This window comes from Meridianimarinicoccus roseus (genome assembly GCF_003172915.1).
Taxonomy (GTDB): domain Bacteria; phylum Pseudomonadota; class Alphaproteobacteria; order Rhodobacterales; family Rhodobacteraceae; genus Meridianimarinicoccus; species Meridianimarinicoccus roseus.
The window spans coordinates 1-20,053 of the sequence record NZ_QGKU01000004.1; the positions used below are offsets into that span (position 1 = coordinate 1).

21 protein-coding genes are annotated in these 20,053 nt (G+C 66.5%); 12 read left to right on the forward strand and 9 right to left on the reverse strand.

The window, feature by feature from the left end:
* From rfbA to rfbC, 4 genes are all read right to left on the reverse strand, one after another.
* The coding region (gene rfbA / locus DKT77_RS01305; protein WP_109809940.1) for a glucose-1-phosphate thymidylyltransferase RfbA at positions 1-875 on the reverse strand (875 nt) is incomplete at its 3' end.
* Positions 872-1,735, reverse strand: a complete 864-nt coding sequence (gene rfbD / locus DKT77_RS01310; protein WP_109809941.1) for a dTDP-4-dehydrorhamnose reductase — start codon at positions 1,733-1,735, stop codon at positions 872-874. The genes rfbA and rfbD, both read right to left, overlap by 4 nt.
* On the reverse strand, positions 1,732-2,772 hold the full coding sequence (gene rfbB, locus DKT77_RS01315) for a dTDP-glucose 4,6-dehydratase (protein ID WP_109809942.1): 1,041 nt from the start codon (positions 2,770-2,772) through the stop codon (positions 1,732-1,734). Before rfbB ends, rfbD begins: the two co-directional genes overlap by 4 nt.
* Before the next feature lie 4 nt (positions 2,773-2,776).
* Entirely contained in the window at positions 2,777-3,340 is a 564-nt protein-coding gene (gene rfbC / locus DKT77_RS01320) for a dTDP-4-dehydrorhamnose 3,5-epimerase (RefSeq protein ID WP_146204935.1), read from the reverse strand.
* 240 nt (positions 3,341-3,580) lie between these two features.
* Between rfbC and mbhE the strand changes: the two genes are divergently transcribed.
* Genes mbhE through mnhG form a run of 7 tightly spaced genes read left to right on the forward strand, consistent with a single transcriptional unit; the run spans position 3,581 to position 9,308 of the window.
* On the forward strand, positions 3,581-5,857 hold the full coding sequence (mbhE, locus tag DKT77_RS01325; protein ID WP_109809944.1) for a hydrogen gas-evolving membrane-bound hydrogenase subunit E: 2,277 nt from the start codon (positions 3,581-3,583) through the stop codon (positions 5,855-5,857).
* Positions 5,854-6,273 carry a Na+/H+ antiporter subunit B gene (locus tag DKT77_RS01330; RefSeq protein ID WP_109809945.1) on the forward strand — a complete coding sequence of 140 codons (420 nt, stop codon included), beginning with the start codon at positions 5,854-5,856 and terminating at the stop codon, positions 6,271-6,273. Before mbhE ends, DKT77_RS01330 begins: the two co-directional genes overlap by 4 nt.
* Before the next feature lie 3 nt (positions 6,274-6,276).
* A complete protein-coding gene (locus tag DKT77_RS01335; RefSeq protein WP_109809946.1) occupies positions 6,277-6,651 on the forward strand; it encodes a Na+/H+ antiporter subunit C in 375 nt (124 codons plus the stop codon).
* Positions 6,648-8,144: a Na+/H+ antiporter subunit D gene (locus DKT77_RS01340; RefSeq protein WP_109809947.1), complete on the forward strand. Its 1,497-nt coding sequence runs from the start codon at positions 6,648-6,650 to the stop codon at positions 8,142-8,144. The genes DKT77_RS01335 and DKT77_RS01340 overlap by 4 nt, the downstream gene beginning before the upstream one ends.
* Positions 8,141-8,617 (forward strand): Na+/H+ antiporter subunit E, encoded by a 477-nt coding sequence (locus DKT77_RS01345; RefSeq protein WP_109809948.1) that lies wholly within the window; start codon positions 8,141-8,143, stop codon positions 8,615-8,617. Before DKT77_RS01340 ends, DKT77_RS01345 begins: the two co-directional genes overlap by 4 nt.
* A complete protein-coding gene (locus DKT77_RS01350; protein ID WP_109809949.1) occupies positions 8,614-8,982 on the forward strand; it encodes an MrpF/PhaF family protein in 369 nt (122 codons plus the stop codon). The genes DKT77_RS01345 and DKT77_RS01350 overlap by 4 nt, the downstream gene beginning before the upstream one ends.
* Positions 8,979-9,308, forward strand: a complete 330-nt coding sequence (mnhG, locus tag DKT77_RS01355; protein WP_109809950.1) for a monovalent cation/H(+) antiporter subunit G — start codon at positions 8,979-8,981, stop codon at positions 9,306-9,308. The genes DKT77_RS01350 and mnhG overlap by 4 nt, the downstream gene beginning before the upstream one ends.
* Before the next feature lie 15 nt (positions 9,309-9,323).
* Here the strand turns inward: mnhG and DKT77_RS01360 are convergent, their stop codons facing one another.
* The 5 genes from DKT77_RS01360 to DKT77_RS01380 are packed head-to-tail and all read right to left on the reverse strand — an operon-like array spanning position 9,324 to position 14,831.
* Complete coding sequence (locus tag DKT77_RS01360) at positions 9,324-10,094, reverse strand: glutathione S-transferase C-terminal domain-containing protein (protein WP_109809951.1); 771 nt, start codon at positions 10,092-10,094, stop codon at positions 9,324-9,326.
* Between the two features lie 4 nt (positions 10,095-10,098).
* Positions 10,099-11,463 (reverse strand): cytochrome P450 family protein, encoded by a 1,365-nt coding sequence (locus tag DKT77_RS01365; RefSeq protein ID WP_109809952.1) that lies wholly within the window; start codon positions 11,461-11,463, stop codon positions 10,099-10,101.
* A gap of 9 nt (positions 11,464-11,472) precedes the next feature.
* The gene (locus DKT77_RS01370; protein WP_109809953.1) at positions 11,473-13,116 is read right to left on the reverse strand and encodes a Dyp-type peroxidase; all 1,644 of its coding nucleotides are present in this window, start codon (positions 13,114-13,116) and stop codon (positions 11,473-11,475) included.
* A 10-nt stretch (positions 13,117-13,126) separates the two neighbouring features.
* A complete protein-coding gene (locus DKT77_RS01375; RefSeq protein WP_109809954.1) occupies positions 13,127-14,158 on the reverse strand; it encodes a hypothetical protein in 1,032 nt (343 codons plus the stop codon).
* 4 nt (positions 14,159-14,162) lie between these two features.
* Positions 14,163-14,831 (reverse strand): hypothetical protein, encoded by a 669-nt coding sequence (locus tag DKT77_RS01380; protein WP_109809955.1) that lies wholly within the window; start codon positions 14,829-14,831, stop codon positions 14,163-14,165.
* Positions 14,832-15,014: 183 nt separating this feature from the next.
* Between DKT77_RS01380 and DKT77_RS01385 the strand changes: the two genes are divergently transcribed.
* Genes DKT77_RS01385 through DKT77_RS01405 form a run of 5 tightly spaced genes read left to right on the forward strand, consistent with a single transcriptional unit; the run spans position 15,015 to position 20,041 of the window.
* Positions 15,015-15,764: a lytic transglycosylase domain-containing protein gene (locus DKT77_RS01385; RefSeq protein ID WP_109810036.1), complete on the forward strand. Its 750-nt coding sequence runs from the start codon at positions 15,015-15,017 to the stop codon at positions 15,762-15,764.
* Positions 15,761-17,854 carry a flagellar biosynthesis protein FlhA gene (gene flhA / locus DKT77_RS01390; protein ID WP_109809956.1) on the forward strand — a complete coding sequence of 698 codons (2,094 nt, stop codon included), beginning with the start codon at positions 15,761-15,763 and terminating at the stop codon, positions 17,852-17,854. Before DKT77_RS01385 ends, flhA begins: the two co-directional genes overlap by 4 nt.
* Positions 17,851-18,630: a flagellar biosynthetic protein FliR gene (locus DKT77_RS01395; RefSeq protein WP_238547618.1), complete on the forward strand. Its 780-nt coding sequence runs from the start codon at positions 17,851-17,853 to the stop codon at positions 18,628-18,630. The genes flhA and DKT77_RS01395 overlap by 4 nt, the downstream gene beginning before the upstream one ends.
* Positions 18,627-19,715 carry a flagellar type III secretion system protein FlhB gene (gene flhB / locus DKT77_RS01400; RefSeq protein ID WP_109809957.1) on the forward strand — a complete coding sequence of 363 codons (1,089 nt, stop codon included), beginning with the start codon at positions 18,627-18,629 and terminating at the stop codon, positions 19,713-19,715. The genes DKT77_RS01395 and flhB overlap by 4 nt, the downstream gene beginning before the upstream one ends.
* The gene (locus tag DKT77_RS01405; protein WP_109809958.1) at positions 19,712-20,041 is read left to right on the forward strand and encodes a hypothetical protein; all 330 of its coding nucleotides are present in this window, start codon (positions 19,712-19,714) and stop codon (positions 20,039-20,041) included. The genes flhB and DKT77_RS01405 overlap by 4 nt, the downstream gene beginning before the upstream one ends.
* The last annotated feature ends 12 nt before the right edge of the window (positions 20,042-20,053 follow it).

Below are 20,053 nucleotides of genomic sequence, written 5' to 3' on the forward strand. Positions count from 1 at the left end.
TATTCCTCGGCCAGTCTTGCGAGGTATGCGCCGTAGTCGTTTTTTCGGTAACCCTGCGCGGCTTTCAGCAGGTCGTCGCGGCTGATCCATCCTGCGTCATGGGCGATTTCCTCGAGGCATCCGACCTGCTGTCCCTGTCGCAGGGTGAGCGTGCGCACGAAATTGCCGGCATCGAGCAGGCTGCCATGCGTTCCGGTGTCGAGCCATGCATAGCCCCGGCCCATCTGCTCGACGCTCAGCAGGCCCCTGGCGAGGTACATCTCCAGCAGGGTCGTGATCTCGAGCTCCCCGCGGTCGGAGGGTTTGACCTGCCGCGCCAGCGCGGGCGCGTCCCCGTCGAGGAAATAGAGCCCCGTCACCGCGTAGTTCGACGGCGGCACCGCCGGCTTCTCGATGATCTGGCTGGCCTTGCCGTCCGCGCCGAAGGCCACCACGCCGTAGCGTTCCGGGTCCGACACGCGGTAGCCGAAGACGGTGCCGCCCTGCGGCTTGGCATCGGCCGCCGCCAGCAGGTCCGGCAGCCCGTGCCCGAAGAAGATGTTGTCGCCGAGGCACATGGCCGACGGCGCGCCGTCCAGGAAGTCTTCGGCCAGGATATAGGCCTGCGCCAGGCCGTCGGGCGAGGGCTGGGTGATGTAGGTGATCGAGATGCCCCATTGCGCGCCGTCGCCGAGCGTGCGCTGGAACTGCGCCTGGTCGACCGGCGTCGTGATCATCGCGATCTCGCGGATGCCGGCCAGCATCAGCACCGAGATCGGGAAGTAGATCATCGGCTTGTCGTAGATCGGCAGCAGCTGTTTGGACACGCCCTGCGTGATCGGATAAAGCCGGGTGCCGGAGCCCCCGGCAAGGATGATGCCCTTGCGATCGGTCATGCGCGGTATGCTCCGAGGTCCTTGAGAATGTCGGTCAGCCCGGCGCGCCAGTCGGGGCGGGGCAGGCCGAAGACGGTCTGTGTCATGCTGTTGTCGAGCCGCGAGTTCAGCGGCCGGCGCGCGGGGGTCGGGTAGTCGCGGGTCGGGATGTCCGCGACCTCGCACTGCGTGCCCGACTGGCGGAAGATCTCGCGGGCGAAATCGGCCCAGCTGACATCCGGTCCGCCGGTCACGTGGTAGGTGCCCGTCACCGACGCATCGCGCACCAGCCGGTCCGCCACCGTCATGCAGGCATCGGCCAGCGCCGCCGCCGGGGTCGGCCCGCCGACCTGGTCGGCGACGATGGTCAGGCGGTCCCGCTCCGCCCCGAGGCGCAGCATCGTCTTCACGAAGTTGTGCCCGTGCGAGGACACCACCCACGAGGTGCGCAGGATCGCATGGGGTCCGCCCGCATCGCGCACCGCCGTCTCGCCGACGAGCTTGGTGCGCCCGTAGGCACCGAGCGGGCCGGTGGGCGCGTCGATGGAAAAGGGCTGCTCGCCGCTGCCGTCGAACACGTAGTCGGTGGACACCAGCACGACCGGCAGGCCGCGCGCGGCCGCCGCCCGGGCGATCGCGCCGGGGGTCGTGCCGTTCACCGCGAGCGCGAGGTCCTCGTCGCTTTCGGCCTTGTCCACGGCGGTATAGGCCGCCGCGATGATGATGGCATCTGCGTCGGTCTGCGCGGCCATCGCGGCGCAGGCATCGGGGTTGGTGAAATCGGCCTCGAACTCGTCGCGCACGTCCAGCACCACGTCGCCCGCGCGCCGTTGCAGTTCCAGCCCGAGCTGGCCGGACTTTCCGTAGACCAGGATCTTCATGCCTTCGCCCCGAGCCGTTCGCCAACCCCCGCCCGGCCTTGCAGCGCGCGCCACCAGTCCTCGTTGTCGAGATACCATTGCACGGTCTTCTCGAGACCCTCGTCGAGCGTCACGGACGGTCGCCACCCGAGTTCGGTGCGGATGCGGGTCGGGTCGATCGCGTAGCGCAGGTCGTGCCCCGGCCGGTCGGTCACGAAGCTGATCTGTTCGCAGTAGGCCGTGTTCTTCGGGCGCTTGGCATCGAGGATCGTGCAGATCTTGCCGACGATGTCGATGTTCTTCGCCTCGTTCTCGCCGCCGATGTTGTAGGTCCGGCCGGTCCTGCCGTTTTCCAGAACGCACAGCAGCGCGTCGGCGTGGTCTTCCACGTAAAGCCAGTCGCGCACGTTCTCGCCCTTGCCGTAGACCGGGATCGGCTCTCCGGCCAGCGCCTTGAGGATGACGACCGGGATCAGCTTCTCGGGGAAATGGTAGGGGCCGTAATTGTTGGAGCAGTTGGTCAGCACGAAGGGCAGGCCATAGGTCTCGCCCCAGGCCCGCACCAGGTGGTCGGACGCCGCCTTGCTGGCCGAATAGGGCGAGTTCGGGGCGTAGGGCGTGTCCTCGGTGAACTGTCCGGTCGCGCCGAGCGTGCCGTAGACCTCGTCGGTGGAGATGTGGTGGAACCGGAAGGTGTCGGGCCGACCGGCCTCCACCCAGTAGGCGCGTGCCGCGTTCAGCATCTCGTAGGTGCCGTTCACGTTGGTTTCGATGAAGGCGCCGGGCCCGTCGATCGACCGGTCCACGTGGCTTTCCGCGGCCAGGTGCATCACCTTGTCGGGCCGGTGCTGCGCGAAGATCCGCGCCAGCGCCGCGCCGTCGCGGATATCGGCCTTCTCGAAGGCGTAAAGCGGGCTGTCGGCGACCGGCGCCACGTTGTCGAGGCAGGCGGCATAGGTCAGCGCATCGAGGTTCACGACCTCGTGGCCGCGCGCCACGGCCAGCCGGACGACGGCGGACCCGATGAACCCGGCACCGCCGGTGACAAGTATCTTCATGGCTTCAGTCCTCGTAGACAAACGGACTGTCAAAGTCCTTGAGAAGGGGCGCGGCGGCATCCTTGGCGGACAGGATCGCGGCGGCCGGATCGACGCCCCAGTCGATGTCGAGGTCCGGATCGTCGAAGCGCACGGCGCCGTCGCACTCCGGCGCGTAATAGTCGGAGCACTTGTACAGAAGCTCGCTGTCCGGTTCGAGAACCGAGAAGCCGTGCAGGAAGCCCTTGGGAATGAACAGCTGGTTGCCGACCTCGGCCGACAGCTCCACCGCGACCCACTTGCCGTAATGCGGCGAGCCGCGCCGGATATCCACCGCGACATCCTTCACCCGCCCGGCCCCGACGCGGACCAGCTTGTCCTGCGCATGGGGCGGGGCCTGGAAATGCAGCCCGCGCACGACGCCGACCTGCCGGGACAGCGAATGGTTGTCCTGCACGAAGGGGACATCCACCCCGTGCGCGGCCATGACCTCGCGGTTGTACACCTCGGAAAAGAAGCCCCGGTCATCCCCGAAACGCCGCGGCGTCAGGAGAAGGACGCCAGGCAGTTCCGTCAACTCGACTTGCACCACACAAAACCCCTGCTTGATCTCAACCTTCGCAGGTCTTGTAGCGAAACGACCGCGAAAGGTCACATCGCAATTTCGGCGCACTCCGCACCGCAACGAGAACCGCGACCTTTCCGCACTCCGCAAGACATCCAAAAAAATCCAGGGCCTGTCGGCCCACTACGAGCAAGAAACCAAGCCGGGCGGTCTGGTGTTTTCCGAAGTCAGTTCCTAAGCTGCGCAGGATTTACGGAGTGTCCCTTGGCCCAACACAGTGAACATCCCGCCTCGTTCTGGACCTTGGCAAGCGTCGTCCCGCCACTGATCGCTGCCGGTCTCTTTGCGTTCTTCCTGTCCTTCCTGCCCGCCGTCGCGGCCGGCGAGGGGCTGCGCCACGCCGTGCCTTGGGTGCCGAGCATGGGGGTGGAGCTGAGCTTCTTCATCGACGGTCTCAGCCTGACCTTCGCGCTGCTGATCTCGGGGATCGGGGTGCTGGTGATGCTGTTCTCGGGCAGCTATCTCGCCGGGCATCCGCAGCACGCCCGGTTCTCGCTTTATCTTGTCAGTTTCATGCTCGCGATGCTGGGGCTGGTGCTGGCCGACAACCTGCTTGCCCTGTTCGTGTTCTGGGAACTGACGACGATCACTTCGTTCCTGCTGATCGGGTTCAATCACGACAGCAAGGTGTCGCAGCGCGCAGCGCTTCAGGCCCTTCTGGTGACGGGAACCGGCGGTCTGGCGATGCTGGCCGGCTTCCTCATGATCGGTTCGGTCGCTGGCACGATGGAGTTATCGGCCCTGCGCGATATGGGCGATGTGCTGCGCGACAGCCCAATGTACCTGCCGATCCTGATCCTTGTGCTGGCCGGGGCCTTCACCAAGTCGGCGCAATTCCCGTTCCATTTCTGGCTGCCCAACGCGATGGCCGCGCCGACACCGGTCAGCGCCTACCTGCATTCGGCCACGATGGTGAAGGGCGGTGTCTACCTGCTGGCGCGGATGCACCCGAATCTGTCTGGCACCGATGTGTGGATGTGGACACTTGTGATCTTCGGCGCGTTCACCACGGTCTTCGCATCGGTCGTGGCGCTGAAACAGAACGATCTCAAGCAGACACTGGCCTATACAACGCTGATGGCGCTCGGGGCGCTGGTGCTCTATCTCGCGGCGCCGGGCGGGTATGCGATCACGGCGATGGCGACCTTCCTCGTGGTTCATTCGCTCTACAAGGCGGCACTGTTCCTGATGATCGGCTGTGTGGACCATGCCACCGGGACGCGGGACGCGCGGCGGTTGGGCGGACTGATCCGGAGGATGCCGGTGACCGGCATCGCCGGCGGACTGGCGGCGCTGTCGATGGCGGGCATGATTCCCTTCATCGGTTTCATCGGGAAGGAACTTCTCTACAAGGGCGGGCTGGAAAGCCCCGCCTCGGTCGTGATCGTGACCGGCGCGATCTTCGCGGCCAGCGCGCTGATGTTCGCCATCGCCGGTGTGGTCGCGTTCAAGCCGTTCTGGGGCACCGACGCACATATGCCGCAACTCGATCGTCCGATCCGCGAGGCGCCGCTGCCCATGCTGGCAGGGCCGGTCGTGCTGGGTGCGCTGGGGCTTTATTTCGGCCTCGACTCGCACACCCTCCAAGTCGCGGTGACAGACCCGATCGCGGGCGCGCTGCTGGGCGACATGGAAAAGGGAAAGGACCTGCACCTGTGGACCGGCGTCAACGCCGCGCTCGTGCTCAGCATTCTGACCTTCGCCACCGGGGTCGTGATCTATGTCTTCCACAAGGCGCTGCGCGACCGGATCGATGAAGCCGCTGCCCGCCTGATCAGCTTCGATGCCGCATGGGACAGCTTCCTTGCGGGCATGACCCGTGGCGCGGTCGCCGTGACGGCGCAACTTCAGACCGGCGTGCTGAGCCGCTACCTGCTGGTCGTCTTCGCGACCATCACCGTGGTGATCGGCGGAACGATCCTTCTGCGCGGCCTGGACATAGGCAGCCCCGTGCTGGACGGGATCAGCTATGTCCATCTCGTGGTGTTCGGCCTGACCATCGCGGGCACACTGGTCGCGGTTGCCACGAATTCGCGCATCGCCGCCATCGCCGGGCTTGGCGTTGTGGGCATTGGCGTGGCGCTGGTGTTCATCCAGTTCGGTGCGCCGGATGTGGCGATCACTCAGATCCTTGTCGAAATGCTTGTCGTCGTGCTGTTCTCGGTTGCAGCGCTGCGCCTGCCGACCCTACCGCCCGCCCGACCAGTCAGCGAACGCACGCTGCATGCGGCTGTGTCCATCGGGCTTGGCGTCGTCGTTGCGGCTGTGGTGATCGGCGTGACCTCGGTGCCGCTCGATCTGAACCTGACCGAGTATTTCGAGAAGAACAGCTATCCCATCGCGCATGGCAAGAACATCGTGAACGTGATCCTCGTGGACTTCCGGGCCTTCGACACGTTCGGCGAGATCTCGGTCGTCGCGGTCGCTGCGATCTCGGCCTACGCGCTTCTCAAGCAGCGCAAACCGAAAGGAACGTCATGAATTCGCTGATCCTGACAACCGCCACGCGGCTCATCGTGGCGATCCTTCTGGTGTTCTCGGTGTTCATGCTGCTGCGCGGCCATAACGAACCGGGTGGCGGCTTCATTGGCGGGCTGATCGGGGCGACCGGCTTCGTGATGTATGCCATCGCCTGCGGCACAGCCGAGGCGCGCGCCGCGCTGCGCGCTGCCCCGGAACAGATCGCGATGGTTGGGCTTGGCGTCGCCGCGCTGGCGGGCCTTGCCTCCGCGCTTTTCGCCGATCCGCTCTTCACTGGGCAATGGCTGTTCCTCGGCGCATCCGAGGGCGAGAAGGGCTTGCCGCTTTCCACGGTGCTTGTGTTCGACATCGGGGTCTATCTGGTCGTGATGGGCGGCATTCTGACCCTGGTTTTCGCGTTGGAAGAGGAAATCTGAGAATTGGAAACCCTGCTTGCCATCACGATCGGCTGCCTCGTCGCGGCTGCCGTCTACCTGATGCTCGCGCGCGACATGCTGCGCTTCCTGTTCGGGCTTACGCTGATCTCGAACGCGGTCAACCTGGCGATTTTCGCGTCTGGCCGGATCACGGTGGGCGGCGTGCCCCCGCTGGTGCCCGATGGCGAGAAGTACCCCGTGGGCGACGTGGCCAACGCGCTGCCGCAGGCGCTGATCCTGACCGCCATCGTGATCGGCTTCGGGCTGTTCGCGTTCAGCCTCGTGCTGGCGATGCGCGCATATTCGGCGCTTGGCACGCTGGACACGGATGCGATGCGCCTGTCCGAAGCCGACGACGAAAAGGGTGACGCGGCATGAGTTGGTACCTGACGCTGCCGCTGATGACGCCTTTTGTCGTCTCCGTCCTGGCCTTCCTTGCACGTCGCAACGGCGCGGGCCGCTGGATCGCCGTGGCCGGGTCGCTGGTCGGGGTCGCGCTGTCGCTTCTGCTGATGGCGCAGATCCTGCGCGACGGCGTGGTCGTCGGGCAGATGGCCGATTGGCCCGCGCCCTACGGCATCACGTTGGCCGCCGACCTGCTATCGGGGATCATGGTCCTGCTGACCGCGATCGCCGGGCTGGCGGTGACCCTTTATGCCACGGCCGAAATCGACGCCGAACTGGAAGGACTGGGCTTTTTCGCGGTGTTGCAACTGCTGCTGGGCGGGGTGACCGGCGCGTTCCTGACCGGCGACCTTTTCAACCTTTACGTCTGGTTCGAGGTGCTGCTGATCTCGTCCTTCGGACTGCTCGTCATGGGCGGTACGCGCGAACAGATCGACGGCGCGGTCAAATACGTGACGCTGAACCTGGTTTCGACGATCGTGTTCCTGTGTGGGCTTGGGCTGCTCTACGGCGCGACCGGCACACTGAACATGGCCGATCTGCGCGGTGCGGTGGATGCCAGCGACCAGCAGGGCCTGATCACGGTGCTGGCCATGTTCTTCCTGCTCGCCTTCGGCATGAAGGCGGCCATGTTCCCGCTGTTCTTCTGGCTGCCGGCGTCTTACCACACGCCGACCAGCACAGTTTCTGCGATCTTCGCCGGGCTGCTGTCCAAGGTCGGGGTCTATTCGCTGCTGCGGGCATTCACGCTGATCTTCGACAACGACGTGGGCTACACCCATACTTTGCTTCTGTGGATCGCGGCGTTGACCATGATTGCGGGCATCCTCGGCGCGCTGGCGCAGACCGACATGCGGCGCGTCCTGTCATACCAGATCATAAGTTCCATCGGGTTCCTCCTGATGGGCCTTGCGCTTTTTACACCGCTGGCGATCGCGGGGGCGGTGTTCTACCTCGTGCACAACATCATCGTTAAGGTAAACCTGTTCCTCGTCGCCGGGGTCGCGGAACGCCTGACCGGATCGTCGCAGATGGCGCGGATGGGTGGTCTCTACAAGTCCGCGCCGCTGTTCGGTGTGCTGTTCCTCGTGCCTGCCTTCGCGCTGGCGGGATTCCCGCCGCTGCCCGGTTTCTGGGCCAAGGTGCTGCTGGTCAGCGCCGCGCTCGAGGTCGAGGCGTGGCTTCTGGTGGCCATCGCGCTGGCGGTCAGTCTGCTGACCATCTGGTCGCTCATGATCGTCTGGATCCGGGTGTTCTGGACCCCGCATCCGGACGGGATTGAGCCGAAGCTGTCCGATCTGGGCGAAGACCGGCTGCCGCTGCTTCTGCCCATCGCGGGCCTTGGAATTCTGGCGATCGGGATCGGCCTCTTTCCGCAGGGGCTCGTGCTGCTGTCGCAGGGCGTGGCCGACCAGCTTCTGAACCCGCAAGCCTACGTGGATGCCGTTCTGGGGACAAACCAATGAACCTGTTCGCCGTCAATCTTCTGCTGGCCATCGTCTGGGTCGTTCTGACCGACGCGCTGACCCTGTCCGGCCTGCTTTCGGGCTTCGTGCTGGGCTACGCCGCGCTGTGGATCGCGCAGCCGCTGTTCGGCGAGGCGGGGCTTTATTTCGTGCGCGTGCTCCGGGTGATTCAGCTTGTGCTCTACTTCGCCTACGACCTCACGATGTCGAGCTTCAAGGTCGCAGCAGCGGTGCTGCGCCCCGGCACAGTGACCACGTCGGGAATAATAGAGATGCCTCTCGACGTGGAATCGGACCTCGAGATCCTGCTGGTTGCGAACCTCATTTCGCTCACCCCCGGCACGCTCAGCCTCGATGTTTCGGAGGACCGAAAGACGCTGTATATCCACGCGATGTTCGCCGAAGATCCGGCCGCCGAGGCGCAGGGCCTGAAGGACGGGATGGAACACATGGTCAGGAGGGTCTTCACATGATGACATCGAGCGGATTCCTCGCTCTTTGCGTGACGGTGGGCTTCGGGCTGATCATGGCCTCATTGGTGCTGGGCTTCGTACGGCTGGCCAAGGGGCCGACCTTTTCCGACCGAGTGGTCGCGCTGGACATGATGTCGGTGTCCATTGTCGGATTCTGTGCGCTCTACGCCATCAAGACCGGCGTGTCGTCTTTCGTGGACATCGCCATCGTGGTGGCGCTGATCGGTTTTCTGGCGACGGTCGCTTTGGCCCGCTTCGCCGAGCGCGGCCTGCATCGCAACCGTGAGACCGAAGGGCAGCCGGTGGACATGGTCGCGCGCCAATCGTCCGGCGGTGCGGATGCCGGGGAAGGAGATCAGCCATGACCGAAATCATCGCGGGGCTTCTGGTGCTTGGGGGGACGGCCTTCATCTTCATCGCCGGGCTTGGGGTTTTCAACCTGCCCGACGCACTGAACCGGATGCATGCCTCGACCAAGGCGGGCACTCTGGGCAGTATCCTGTCGCTGGCCGGGACAGCCCTGATCTTCGCCGACAGCGCGGTGACGGCCCGCGTGGTGGCCACCATTGCATTTCTGCTGCTGACCGCACCCATCGCGGCGCATATGATCGGACGGGCAACCGTGCAGCTTCAGCGGGTGCGAAAGCGCGAGGCCGAGGCGGCGACCGCCGCGGCTGCCGCAGAACGCTGAGTCCGGCGCGTCCGCTCAGCCGCGGCGCCAGGTGGCATAGAGATCAAGGATGAACCGTCCCGCCGGGCGGTCGCGCAGGTCGCGGATGACAGTCTGCATGTCCGAAGGGCAGCGCTCCACGGCAGGCAGGTGGCCGCCATAGCCCGGCGCCAGTACCATCGGTCCGCCGGATGTCGCTAAAGCGAGGTCGGCCAGCGTCAGCCGGTCCCCGCACAAGAACGGTCGCCCGTCCGCCAGCCGCGCCTCGACCCGGTCGAACCCGGCGCGCACGGTGTCCAGCGCCTTCGCTGCGCTCTTTCGGTCGAGACCGAGCGCTTCGGTCAGCCGACGCCGGACTGCGCCATACCCGCCCAGGGACAGCGCGGCGGTTTCCCAGACTGGCACGCCGGTCGTGAAGCTCGGCCAGACCAGCGCCCGATCCTGCAGGAAGTGATAGTAGGCCCACGTGACTGTGCCCATGCCCAGCGTCCAGCGCAGGTCGTTCTGCAGCGCCATCACGTCGCTGTGCAGCGCGGCGTCGGTGTCAGGGTCCGGCAGCAGGCGCAGGCCCGACGGCGCGCTTGCGTCGAAGCGCGCCGCGATCCTGTCCACCCCGGCAAGCTTTTCGCCGCCCTGGATCAGCAGCGGACTGTCCCGGCGCCCCGCCCCGTGCCAGCGCAGCGCGAGGATGTGGAACACCGGCGCGTGCGGGCGTTCGCGGTAGGGCATCTGCCACAGCTGCAGCATCCAGCGTGCGAGATCCACGTCGGCGCTTGGCAGCAGCGTGACAAGGGTGGCGTGCACCATCGGTTCAGCCTGGATCGTAGAGCAGGGTGAAGTGTTCGGGAAACGGCGTGCCGCCCGTGTCGATCAGCCCCGCCGCACCCTCCCCGCGTCGAAGCCCGTCACGAGCCAGCAGCGGCTGGAGGATCGCCGGGATCACGGCGGCGTTGATGACCGCCCCGAAGCAGGTGTGCAGTCCCGTGCCCCAGATGATGTGGTCGGTGAACGGCCGCTGCGAGCGGAACTGGCCGGGCGCGTCGATCTCGTGCCGGTCGAACATCGCGGACAGGGTCGCTGCGAACACCATCTGGCCCTTGCGCACGCGCACCTGCCGCAGCGTTCCGGGCGCGATTACTGTGTCGCGCACCGCGCGCCGGTAGATGATCGGGTTGTGCGGGTTGAAGCGGAGCGCCTCCCACAAGAAGCCGGCCAGCCGCGCGGTGTCGCCCGCCCGCGCCGCCGCCTGCGCGCGTCGCAGCGCATCGGGGCGGCGCAGCAATTCGTCCGCGGCCAGGCACGCCGCCTTGGAGATCGTCGGTATAGCCCCGATCACGAGGCCCAGAAGGTTGTTGCGGATGCCGAGGTCATCCATACCCGGCGTGCCCGCCGCCTGCAGGGCAAGGCAACGCCCCAGCAGGTCGTCGCCGCCACCGCCCTCCGACTTGCGCGCGGCGATGGCACCATCGAGATATTCACGCAGCCCCGCCGCATCTTCCATCGCCTGTGCATGCAGGTCAGGATCGGCTCCGAGGTCGCCAAAAAGATACCAGAACAGCCGCGTTGCCCAGCCCTGCATCGTGTCCGGGTCCGGGCCCGGTGTTCCGAAATAGCCCGCCACCATGTCCCAGGGCACGTGGCGCGTCAGCGCGCATGGCAGATCGATCCGCCCACCCGCTTCCGCCACGATCCGGGCCGACAGGTCTGCGGCGCGGGGCGCGATCCGGTCCGCCACGTCGGTATGGCGCATTGCCAGCCGCATCGCCGCCGTGTCGCGTGCATAGTCCCAGCCCGGCTGCATTCCGAGGAAGAAGTTCGCGCCGCCCGTCAGCGCCTGCATCCGCGGGCCGTAGACGACCTCGAAATCGTCATCGCGGCGCAGTACGTCCATCACGTCGGCGCGGCGGGTGACGATCACCGTACCGGTGTTGTCATAGGCGGCCACCAGCTTGCGCGACAACGACAGGTTCGGCGCGAAGGCGCGCAGCGCGGCCAGCCCTTGGCGCTGGCGCATCGGGTCGGCGGCCAGCGCGGGCAAGTTGGAGGCCGCACCGCCCGGCGCGCGTACCGCCCGCAACCCCGCCAGCGCGACCGCCGCGCCGTCGCCAACCCCGTCCGCCAACACCGTCAGGCGCAGGCCAAGACCGGACACGGCGTTTCCCAGCATTCGCAGCATCGCGCGCCCTCAGGTTGGATCGACGATGCCGAGCGCGATCATATGCAGCGCGGTCATCGATGGCAGGAAGAAGTAGTCGCCGCCGCGGGTTTCCACGAAAGTCTTCAGCCCGCCCATAACGTAGGGTGGCTTGCCGGATTTCGGATCGGACGGGATCGTGAACCGGGTGTGGCGGCTGTGATCGCCCAGCAGCGGGCAGGTGTTGTTGCCCTGGTTGAAGTCCAGCCCGTACTGGATCCATTGCTGCTGCACGAATTCGAACTGCCGGAATATGCTGGCTCCGATGATCATCATCGCCACGCCCTGTTCGGTGTCGTCGTCCTTGTGGGCGGTGTCGTCCGGCCCGTAGGGCAGCCCGCGACGCAGGATCCTCCGCCGCTTGTTCAGTTGCGTGGTGGCATCCCGGTTCGCCTTGCCCGGCTGGTTCAGCGGGTCAAGGTAGTCGCGGGTGTTCACGCGGCGAAGATGGGCTCCGCCGGGGCATTTGAACCCGCCCATGTCGTCGGCATAGCGGAAGTCGCTCGCAGCGGTGGACTTCAGATAGGCGCGCTGGGCCGCCAGCGCCTTTCCCGGGTCCTCGTCGTCCAGCCCGTGGGCCCGGCGCACCGCCAGCCAGTCATCGAAGCCCGGTGCGGTGGCGACGGGCACGCCGTCGGACCAGCGCCCGACCATCTTGGCCTTCACCGTCTCGCGCGCCTGCGCCGCGCTGACGCCCATCGTGCGCGCGAAGCCTTCCGCCTCGGCCTCGATCACCGCCTCGAATGTGGCGACGTTCTCGTGCAGCTTGCGGTAGACCATGAAGCTGCCGTTCTGCATAACGTTGGGCGGCATCGCGGCGGGGGGCAGTTCCTGCGCCTCGTCCGGGTAGCCGAGGATGAACTCTCCCGCCGCGATCGGCTGCCAGCCGGTCTTGCGGCCCATCCACTTGCCGCGCCCGATAACGGCCTCCTTCTCCTGCTCGGGGGGGTACTGGCCTTCGAAGACCGGATCGCCGATCCCGTCGGTCAGCCCGAAATGCTCGCGCGGGGTGGGATATTTCACGCCGTCGATGGTGGTGAACACGGCCGACGCCGCCTGAAAGTCGGCATTTTCGTCGCGCCCGTGCCCCTTGAGCACCTGCACCCCGTCCTCGGAACACAGCCCGCGCAGCCAGTCGGTGCGCTCGTCCAGCTCGGGCACGGGAAGGTCCGTTCCAAGTTTGGCCAGACGTGCGTTCATCGAGATCCAGATGTGCACGTCATCTGGCCGGTCTTCCGGGCTGGACCGGTTTTTCCGCCAGATCGGGTCCCAATGGGCGCACCAGCCGTCATCGTCCTCCTCCACCCGGTCGGCGCTGCGGTCGCCCAGGATGAAGGCGCGCGCCTTCATGCCGTCCACGAAGCTTTCGGGCATGCCCTGAAGGGTGCGCGTGGGCAGGCCCAGCTTCCGCATTCCGGGATAGGTGAAGCCGATGTTCAGCGTCACCTTCGGCGCGCTGTCGGGCGACCAGCGGGCGGCGGTGGTCACATGGGGGCGCACCTGATCCACGAAGCGCCGCCCCGCCTCCGTTTCGCGGATGTTGAGGAAGAAGTAGCGCGCGAAGGGAAACGAGAAGCGGCCATAGGCCCGCGTGATGTTGCCCTGGATGTCGTCGAGATTGAGTTGCCGTGTCATCCTGTGCGCCTCATGACGTGCGGTTCGCCGCGGCGACGGACAGTGACACCACGCCCGGCGGTTGGGTCGGGGCCATCTTGTCGTCCGGAGCATGTGTGTCGAGGAAAGTCCCGAAATCGGCATGGAGCGTTTCGGGATCGGCCCCCTGCCGATCCGTCGCGAAATCCGCAAAATGCTGTTGAAGATAAAGGGATTTGAGCACCGAGGGCAGATCGCCATGATCCGCGGGGGGCATCGGTTTCTGCCCGTTGGCGATCACGTAGCGATAGAGCGCGTAGATCACCGCGGCGCTGATCCCGGCGCCCGCCAGCGCCACCCAGCCGGGCGACCAGCCCAGATGCGGGATCCTCGGCACGCCCAGAAGCTGCGCCAGCAGCGCCAGCAGTGTGACCCCCAGCGGCAGCAGCGCGGCTACGGCCAATGCGGGCACCGGAAGGTTCGACAGTTTCGGCGGGCTGGTCCAGTAGTCGTGGAACGGCATCGTCGTCTCGACCTGACAGCGCTTGAGATAGCGTGCGAAATCATCCGCTGTGTTGACCGCGTCGAACCCGACGCAATTTTCATAGATCGACCGCAGTTCCGGCTCCATCCGCTGCCAAAGCCGCCGCGCCCAGGCATCGCGCACGCGGCCCTGGCGCGCCGGGTCCAGCGTGGTGGGAAGCGGGTCTCCCTCGTCCATGACCGCGTCGATATCGGCAGCGAACAGCAGGTAGGGGCTGTTCAGCCGGTCCACTGGCTGCGGATGGATCGGATCTTCATTGCGAAGCGATGCGACCAGCGCATCTTGCGGCGTGCGCCCGTTATAGATCGTGTCCTCGATCACCACGAAGCGGCACAGATGGGTCTGAAGGCTGCGCGCGAATGGACTGTTCTCGCCGATCTTGATGGTCGCGGGCGACTGAAGCGCTGTGGGCAGCAGACCCAGCGTGACCCGAAGCGCCTGCAGGTGCGAGACCTGCCGCCCGGTCATGTCGCTGGTCGTGCCGCTTTTCACCGGTGCGAGGAATGTCAGGAAGAGGTGGCCGGTGTCGAAATTCGGCATGTCCTCAGCTCCTTTCGAAGTCGAACAGGGTGGCCATGTTCTGCACAGCGCGCAGGCGGTTCATGTCGGCATGTTCGGTGTCGAGGCTCGCAACCGGCCCGAAGCCCGGATCGCCAAGGCAATCCTGCACCTTCACCAGTTCGGCCCGGTAGGTCCGCGCGAAATCCTCTGGCGACTGGGTTGCATGGGCCTTCGCAAGCACGTCAATGGCACGCCGCACCCGCAAGGCCGCCTTGACGTCACGCTGTGCGGCACCGGGCGTCGCATTGTAGTAGTAGTCCGTATAGACTTGGTTATGCGTGATGTAGGTCTTGAAGCTGGTGACCGGAATCGACTGTGGATACTTCGTGGCGGTGTACCAGAACAGGTTCAGACCGTTGGGAATCCCGTCCGAGAAGGCGTCGATATACTGGTCCCACGTTCCGTTGAAGTTGGAACAGAACAGCATGTAGTCGTTGCGCAGCGTTTCCTTGCCCTGCCCCAGATCCGGCCATTGATCCGGGCGGATCAGCACCCAGCGCGCGAAATGGATCAGCGACAGGCCCAGAAGGCCGCTCAGAACCTTCGGCACGCCGCGCGCCACCATGAAGATCAGACGGTTGATCCATGTCAGACGCGGATTGCTGGGCGTCACGACGTTCATCGCATAGGCCTTGCCGGCGATATTCGACATGTCATCCCCCGTTCTGTTCCCTCACGTTAACTATACCCGTCAGAGCTGAGCTGTCTAAGACAATTCCTTGCGCGCGCCTTGCGGGTCATGGTTTCCCGACCCGGGCGCGGCGGCATCAACCAAATCTCAACTCCCTGCGCGCTACTCATGGCGCTGGATGCGGCAAGAAATGCGGCGGTGATCATGGTGAAATCCTGGGCGGCACGCCTGCGGCGATGGGCTCTTGCGGGGTTGGCGGGGTGCGTGCTGGTGCCCGTGGCCGGGCAGGCTGCCCCCGGTGCCGCGCAGGGCCTCTGCGAACAGGCGGCCCGGCGCGCCGCTGACGCGACCGGCGTGCCGCTGCCGGTGCTTCTGGCGGTGTCGCTGACCGAGAGCGGGCGCAAGACCGGTGCGCGCTTCGGGCCGTGGCCCTGGGTGCTGAACATCGCCGGGACCGGCGCATTTTTCGACACCCGCGCCGCAGCGCTGGCACGGGCACAGGCGACCCTCGCGCGGGGCGAGACCAGCTTCGACATGGGCTGCTTCCAGATCAACTATCGCTGGCATGGCGACGCCTTCACTTCGCTGGATCAGATGCTCGACCCCGGTGCGAACGCGATGTACGCGGCCCGCTTCCTGCGGGAACTCTTTGCCGAAACCGGCGATTGGTCGGTCGCGGCGGGCCACTACCACTCCCGGACGCCTGTCCATGCCGACAGATATCGCAAGGTGTTTCACCGGCATCTCGCCGCGCTTGGCACGGGTCCGCTGCCAAGTGCTCCGCTGGCCGCGCTGCCCGCTCAGGCACCCGCCGCAACGCGCGGGCCGAACCTGTTTCCTCTGCTTCAGCCGGGCGGCGCGCCGGTCAGCATGGGCTCTCTCGTGCCGACGCGGCCCGCCGGCTCCGGGTTATTCGACGGACGCGCCGGGCGAAGCATGTGGGGCGGCGGATGAAAAGCTTCGACAAGCGGCTGCTGTTCCAGCCAACGATCCTGATGGCGATGGCCCTGATGGCGATCATCATCATGATGATCCTGCCGATGCCTGCCTGGGTGCTCGACATCGGGCTTGCAGCCTCCTTCGCGCTGGCGATCCTCATCTTCACTGTCACGCTGTTCATCGAACGGCCGCTGGATTTCTCGGCTTTCCCGACGATCCTGCTGGCCTCACTGATGCTGCGCCTGTCGCTCAACGTGTCGTCCACAAAGCTGATCATCGGGCAGGGGCACACGGGCGTCGACGCGGCGGGCAACGTGATCAGCGGCTTTGCCAGTTTCATCATGGGCGGCAGCGTGTTCCTTGGCGTCGTCGTTTTCTGCGTGCTCCTGATCGTGAACTTCATGGTGATCACCAAAGGCGCGGCCCGCATGGCCGAAGTCGGTGCGCGCTTCGCGCTGGACGGGATGCCCGGCAAGCAGCTTGCCATCGACAGCGACATCGCGGCGGGCGCGATCAGCCACGAGGACGCCAAGGCGCGCCGCGCGGCCGAACAGGCGGAAACGACCTTCTTCGGTTCGCTCGACGGGGCGTCCAAGTTCGTGAAGGGCGACGCCATCGCCGGTCTGCTGATCACGCTTCTGAACCTCGTGATGGGCCTGATCATGGGGGTGGCGCTGCACGGCATGCCACTGGGCGAGGCGGCGGAAACCTATGCGATCCTGACGGTGGGGGACGGGCTGGTCACGCAGATCCCCGCGGTCATCATCTCTATCGCGTCGGCGCTGTTGCTTGCTCGCGGCGGGGCGACGGGCACCACCGATTTCGCCGTCTTCTCGCAACTTGGCCGGTATCCGGGCGCGCTTGGCACTGTGGCTGTGCTGATGGGCATGTTCGCGCTTGTGCCGGGCCTGCCGTTCGTGCCCTTCGTGCTGGGCGCGGCCGGTCTGGGCGTGGCGGCGGTAATGGGGTTTCGCACCGCCCGCAAGGCCGAAGATCAGGCCGCCCGCAGCGCCGCCGACACCGAGGCTGCGCAGAAGACCGAAGCGCCGATCGGCGACATGCTCGATGTCGATGACATCCACGTCGAATTCGCGGCCGATCTCGTGTCGATGGCGCTTGATCCCGCGACCGGGCTCGACGCCCGGATCGTCAGCATGCGCACCCATATTGCCACAGATTTCGGCCTGATCCTGCCCGAGATGCGGCTGACCGACAATGCCGCCCTGCCGGACGGCACATATGTCATCAGAATCCAGGGCGCGGAACGGGTGCGCGACCGGCTGCAACCTGACCGGGTTCTGGCGCTTCTGCCCGACACGGACGATCTGCCGGAGGAGGGGCTTGCCGTGCGCGAGCCGGTCTACGGCGCTCCGGCCCGCTGGATCGATCCGGCCTCGCAGGATGCGTTCTCCATCGCGGGAGCGACCGTTGTGACCGCTTCCGAAGTGCTCGCCACCCACCTGCTGGAAGTCGTGAAGGCAAATCTCGGGCACCTGATGACGCTCAAGAGCCTGCGACGGCTGCTGGACGAGATGACCCGCCTGAGCGACAAGGGGCGCGCGGACGCGAACCGCCGCCTACTGGACGAGTTGATCCCAGAGAAGGTGCCGCAGGACCTGCTGCTGGCGGTGCTGCGGATGCTGCTGGAGGAACGCGTATCGATCCGTAACCTGCCGCTGATCCTGGAGGCGATCGCAGAGGTGCGCCCACTGCACCCCATGCCGGAAGCGGTTTGCGAGCATGTGCGCCAGCGTTTGGGTTTCCAACTGGTCGCGGCGCACCGCCGGGCGGACGGGTCGGTGCCGCTGCTGCAACTTGCGCCGGAATGGGAGCAGCGTTTCGAGGCGCATCAGATCGACACGGATCGCGGGCTGCCCGATGTCGCGCTGCCGCCCGAGGAGTTCAACCGCCTCGCGCACGCAATTTCCGAACGCCTCGCGCGCGTGACCGCGGAGGCGCACAACCCAGCGCTGGTGACTTCGACCCGTCGGCGACGGTTCCTGAAAAGCGTCGTTGCGGCACGGGGGCTGCATCTGCCCGTGCTTTCGTTCGAGGAAATCGGGATCGACGCGAAGCCCGCTGTGGTCGGCGTGGTTGCTGCGTGACCGAAGCGGCGGCCCTCCTGCTGCCGTATTTGGAAGGTGGCCTTGCGCTGGCCGTGGCGGTGTTCCTGCGGATCGGCGCCGCGATGGCACTGTTACCGGCCTTTGGCGCACAGGTGGTGCCGCTGCGGATCAAGTTGGCCGCGGCGGGCGCGTTCACGGCCATCGTCGCACCGGTTATCGCGGCGGATACGCCGATCGGGCCGCTCGATCTTCCGCTGCTGCTCCGTCTTGCGGCGACCGAAACGGTGAGCGGCCTCGCACTCGGGTTCTCGGTACGGCTGTTCATCTGGGTGCTGCAGGTCTGCGGCACGATCGCGGCTCAGGCGACGTCGCTCTCGCAGCTTCTGGGCGCGGAATCGGTGGACCCGCAGCCTGCGATCTCGCAGCTCCTGATGATGGCCGGGCTGGGGCTGGCAGCGATCAGCGGCCTGCACGTGCGCGTCGCCGAGGCGATGGTGCAATCGTATGACACTCTGCCGATGGGCCGCTTTCCGATGGCCGGGGCGATGACCGAATGGGCGGTATGGCGCGTGGCGGAGATGTTCTCTCTCGCGTTCACCTTCGCGGCACCGTTCGTGATCGGGTCGGTTCTTTACAACCTCGCGCTCGGGGTCATCAACCGGGCCATGCCGCAATTGATGGTCGCCTTCGTCGGTGCGCCCGCGATCACCGCGGCCGGGCTCGTGCTGCTGCTGCTGAGCGCGCCGGTGATCCTGCCGATGTGGCTGAGCCTGCTGCACATGCGCCTGATGGACCCGTTCGGGGGCGGGCCATGAGCGGTGCGCAGGAGGACGACAGCGAGAAACCGTATGAGCCGTCGCAGAAGCGGCTTGAGGATGCGCGCCGCAAGGGCGAGGTGCCGCGGTCGGTGGACCTGATGACCTCGGCCTCTTATGCGGGGCTGTTGCTGACCCTTACGGTGTTCGGTGCGGGCAGCGTGCGGATGCTGGGCGACACGCTGCTGGTGCTGCTTGACCAGGCGGACACGCTGTCGGGGCTTCTGCTGGCCGACGGTGGCGCGGCGCTGGTCGGTGGCCTGATCGGGCGGGTCGGGCTTTCGCTGGTGCCGTGGTTCGCGGTGCCGTCCGCGCTGGTGCTGCTCTGCGTGATCGCGCAGCGCGGCTTCACAGTGACCGGCAGCAAGATCGCGCCGAAGCTTAACCGGATCGGGATGCTGAGCAACGCGAAGCAGAAGTTCGGGCGCGGCGGGCTGTTCGAATTTGCCAAGAGCTTCACCAAGCTGGTTGTGTTCTCGACCATCCTTGCCGTGTTCCTCGTGCACGAGGTGCCGGACATGGTGGCGACCTCCCTGCTAGGGCCCGGCCCGGTCGTGGCGATGCTCACGGCGGTCAGCGTGAAGTTTCTCGGCGTCGTGCTTGTGGTGTCGCTGGGGATCGGCGCGATCGACTTTCTCTGGCAGCGTGCGGAGCATGTCCGGAAGAACCGCATGTCGCACAAGGACCTGACCGACGAGGCCAAGCAGACCGAGGGCGACCCGCACATGAAGCAGCAGCGCCGTCAGCGCGGCTATGACATCGCCACCAACCGCATGATGGCCGACGTGCCCAAGGCGGACGTGGTCGTGGTCAACCCGCAGCACTACGCCGTGGCGCTGAAGTGGTCACGCAAGCCGGGCAGCGCGCCGGTCTGCGTGGCAAAGGGCGTGGACGAGGTCGCGGCGCGCATCCGCGAGGCCGCCGCCGGTGCCGCGGTGCCTATCCACCGAGACCCGCCGACGGCGCGCGCGCTGCATGCCACGGTGGAGATCGGCCAGGAGATCCGCGCCGAGCATTACCAGGCCGTCGCCGCAGCGATCCGCTTCGCGGAGAGGATGCGGCGCAAGCGGCGGGGCGCCTCGTGACCACCGACCCGCGCCTGGCGCGGCTGCGCGCTGTCGCCGATCTTGCCCGTGCGCGCGCCTGGTCGGAACTGGCCGAAAACCGCCGCGCAGATGCCGCGCTTGGCGCGCAGATCGATGCGCTGCGGGAACAGGCGCCGGGAACCGCCCCGGACCCGTTCCAGTGCGCAGGAGGCGACTGGCGCTGGCGGCGGTGGCGTGATGGGCGCATCGCCGAGCTGAACGGGGAAAGGGCCCGGCTGCGCGCAGGACGCGACGCGCTGGAACGCGCCGCGGCGCTGGCCACCGCCCGGTTGCAGGCGATCGACCGGCTGCTCGGGAACGGATAGCGGCGGGCGCCG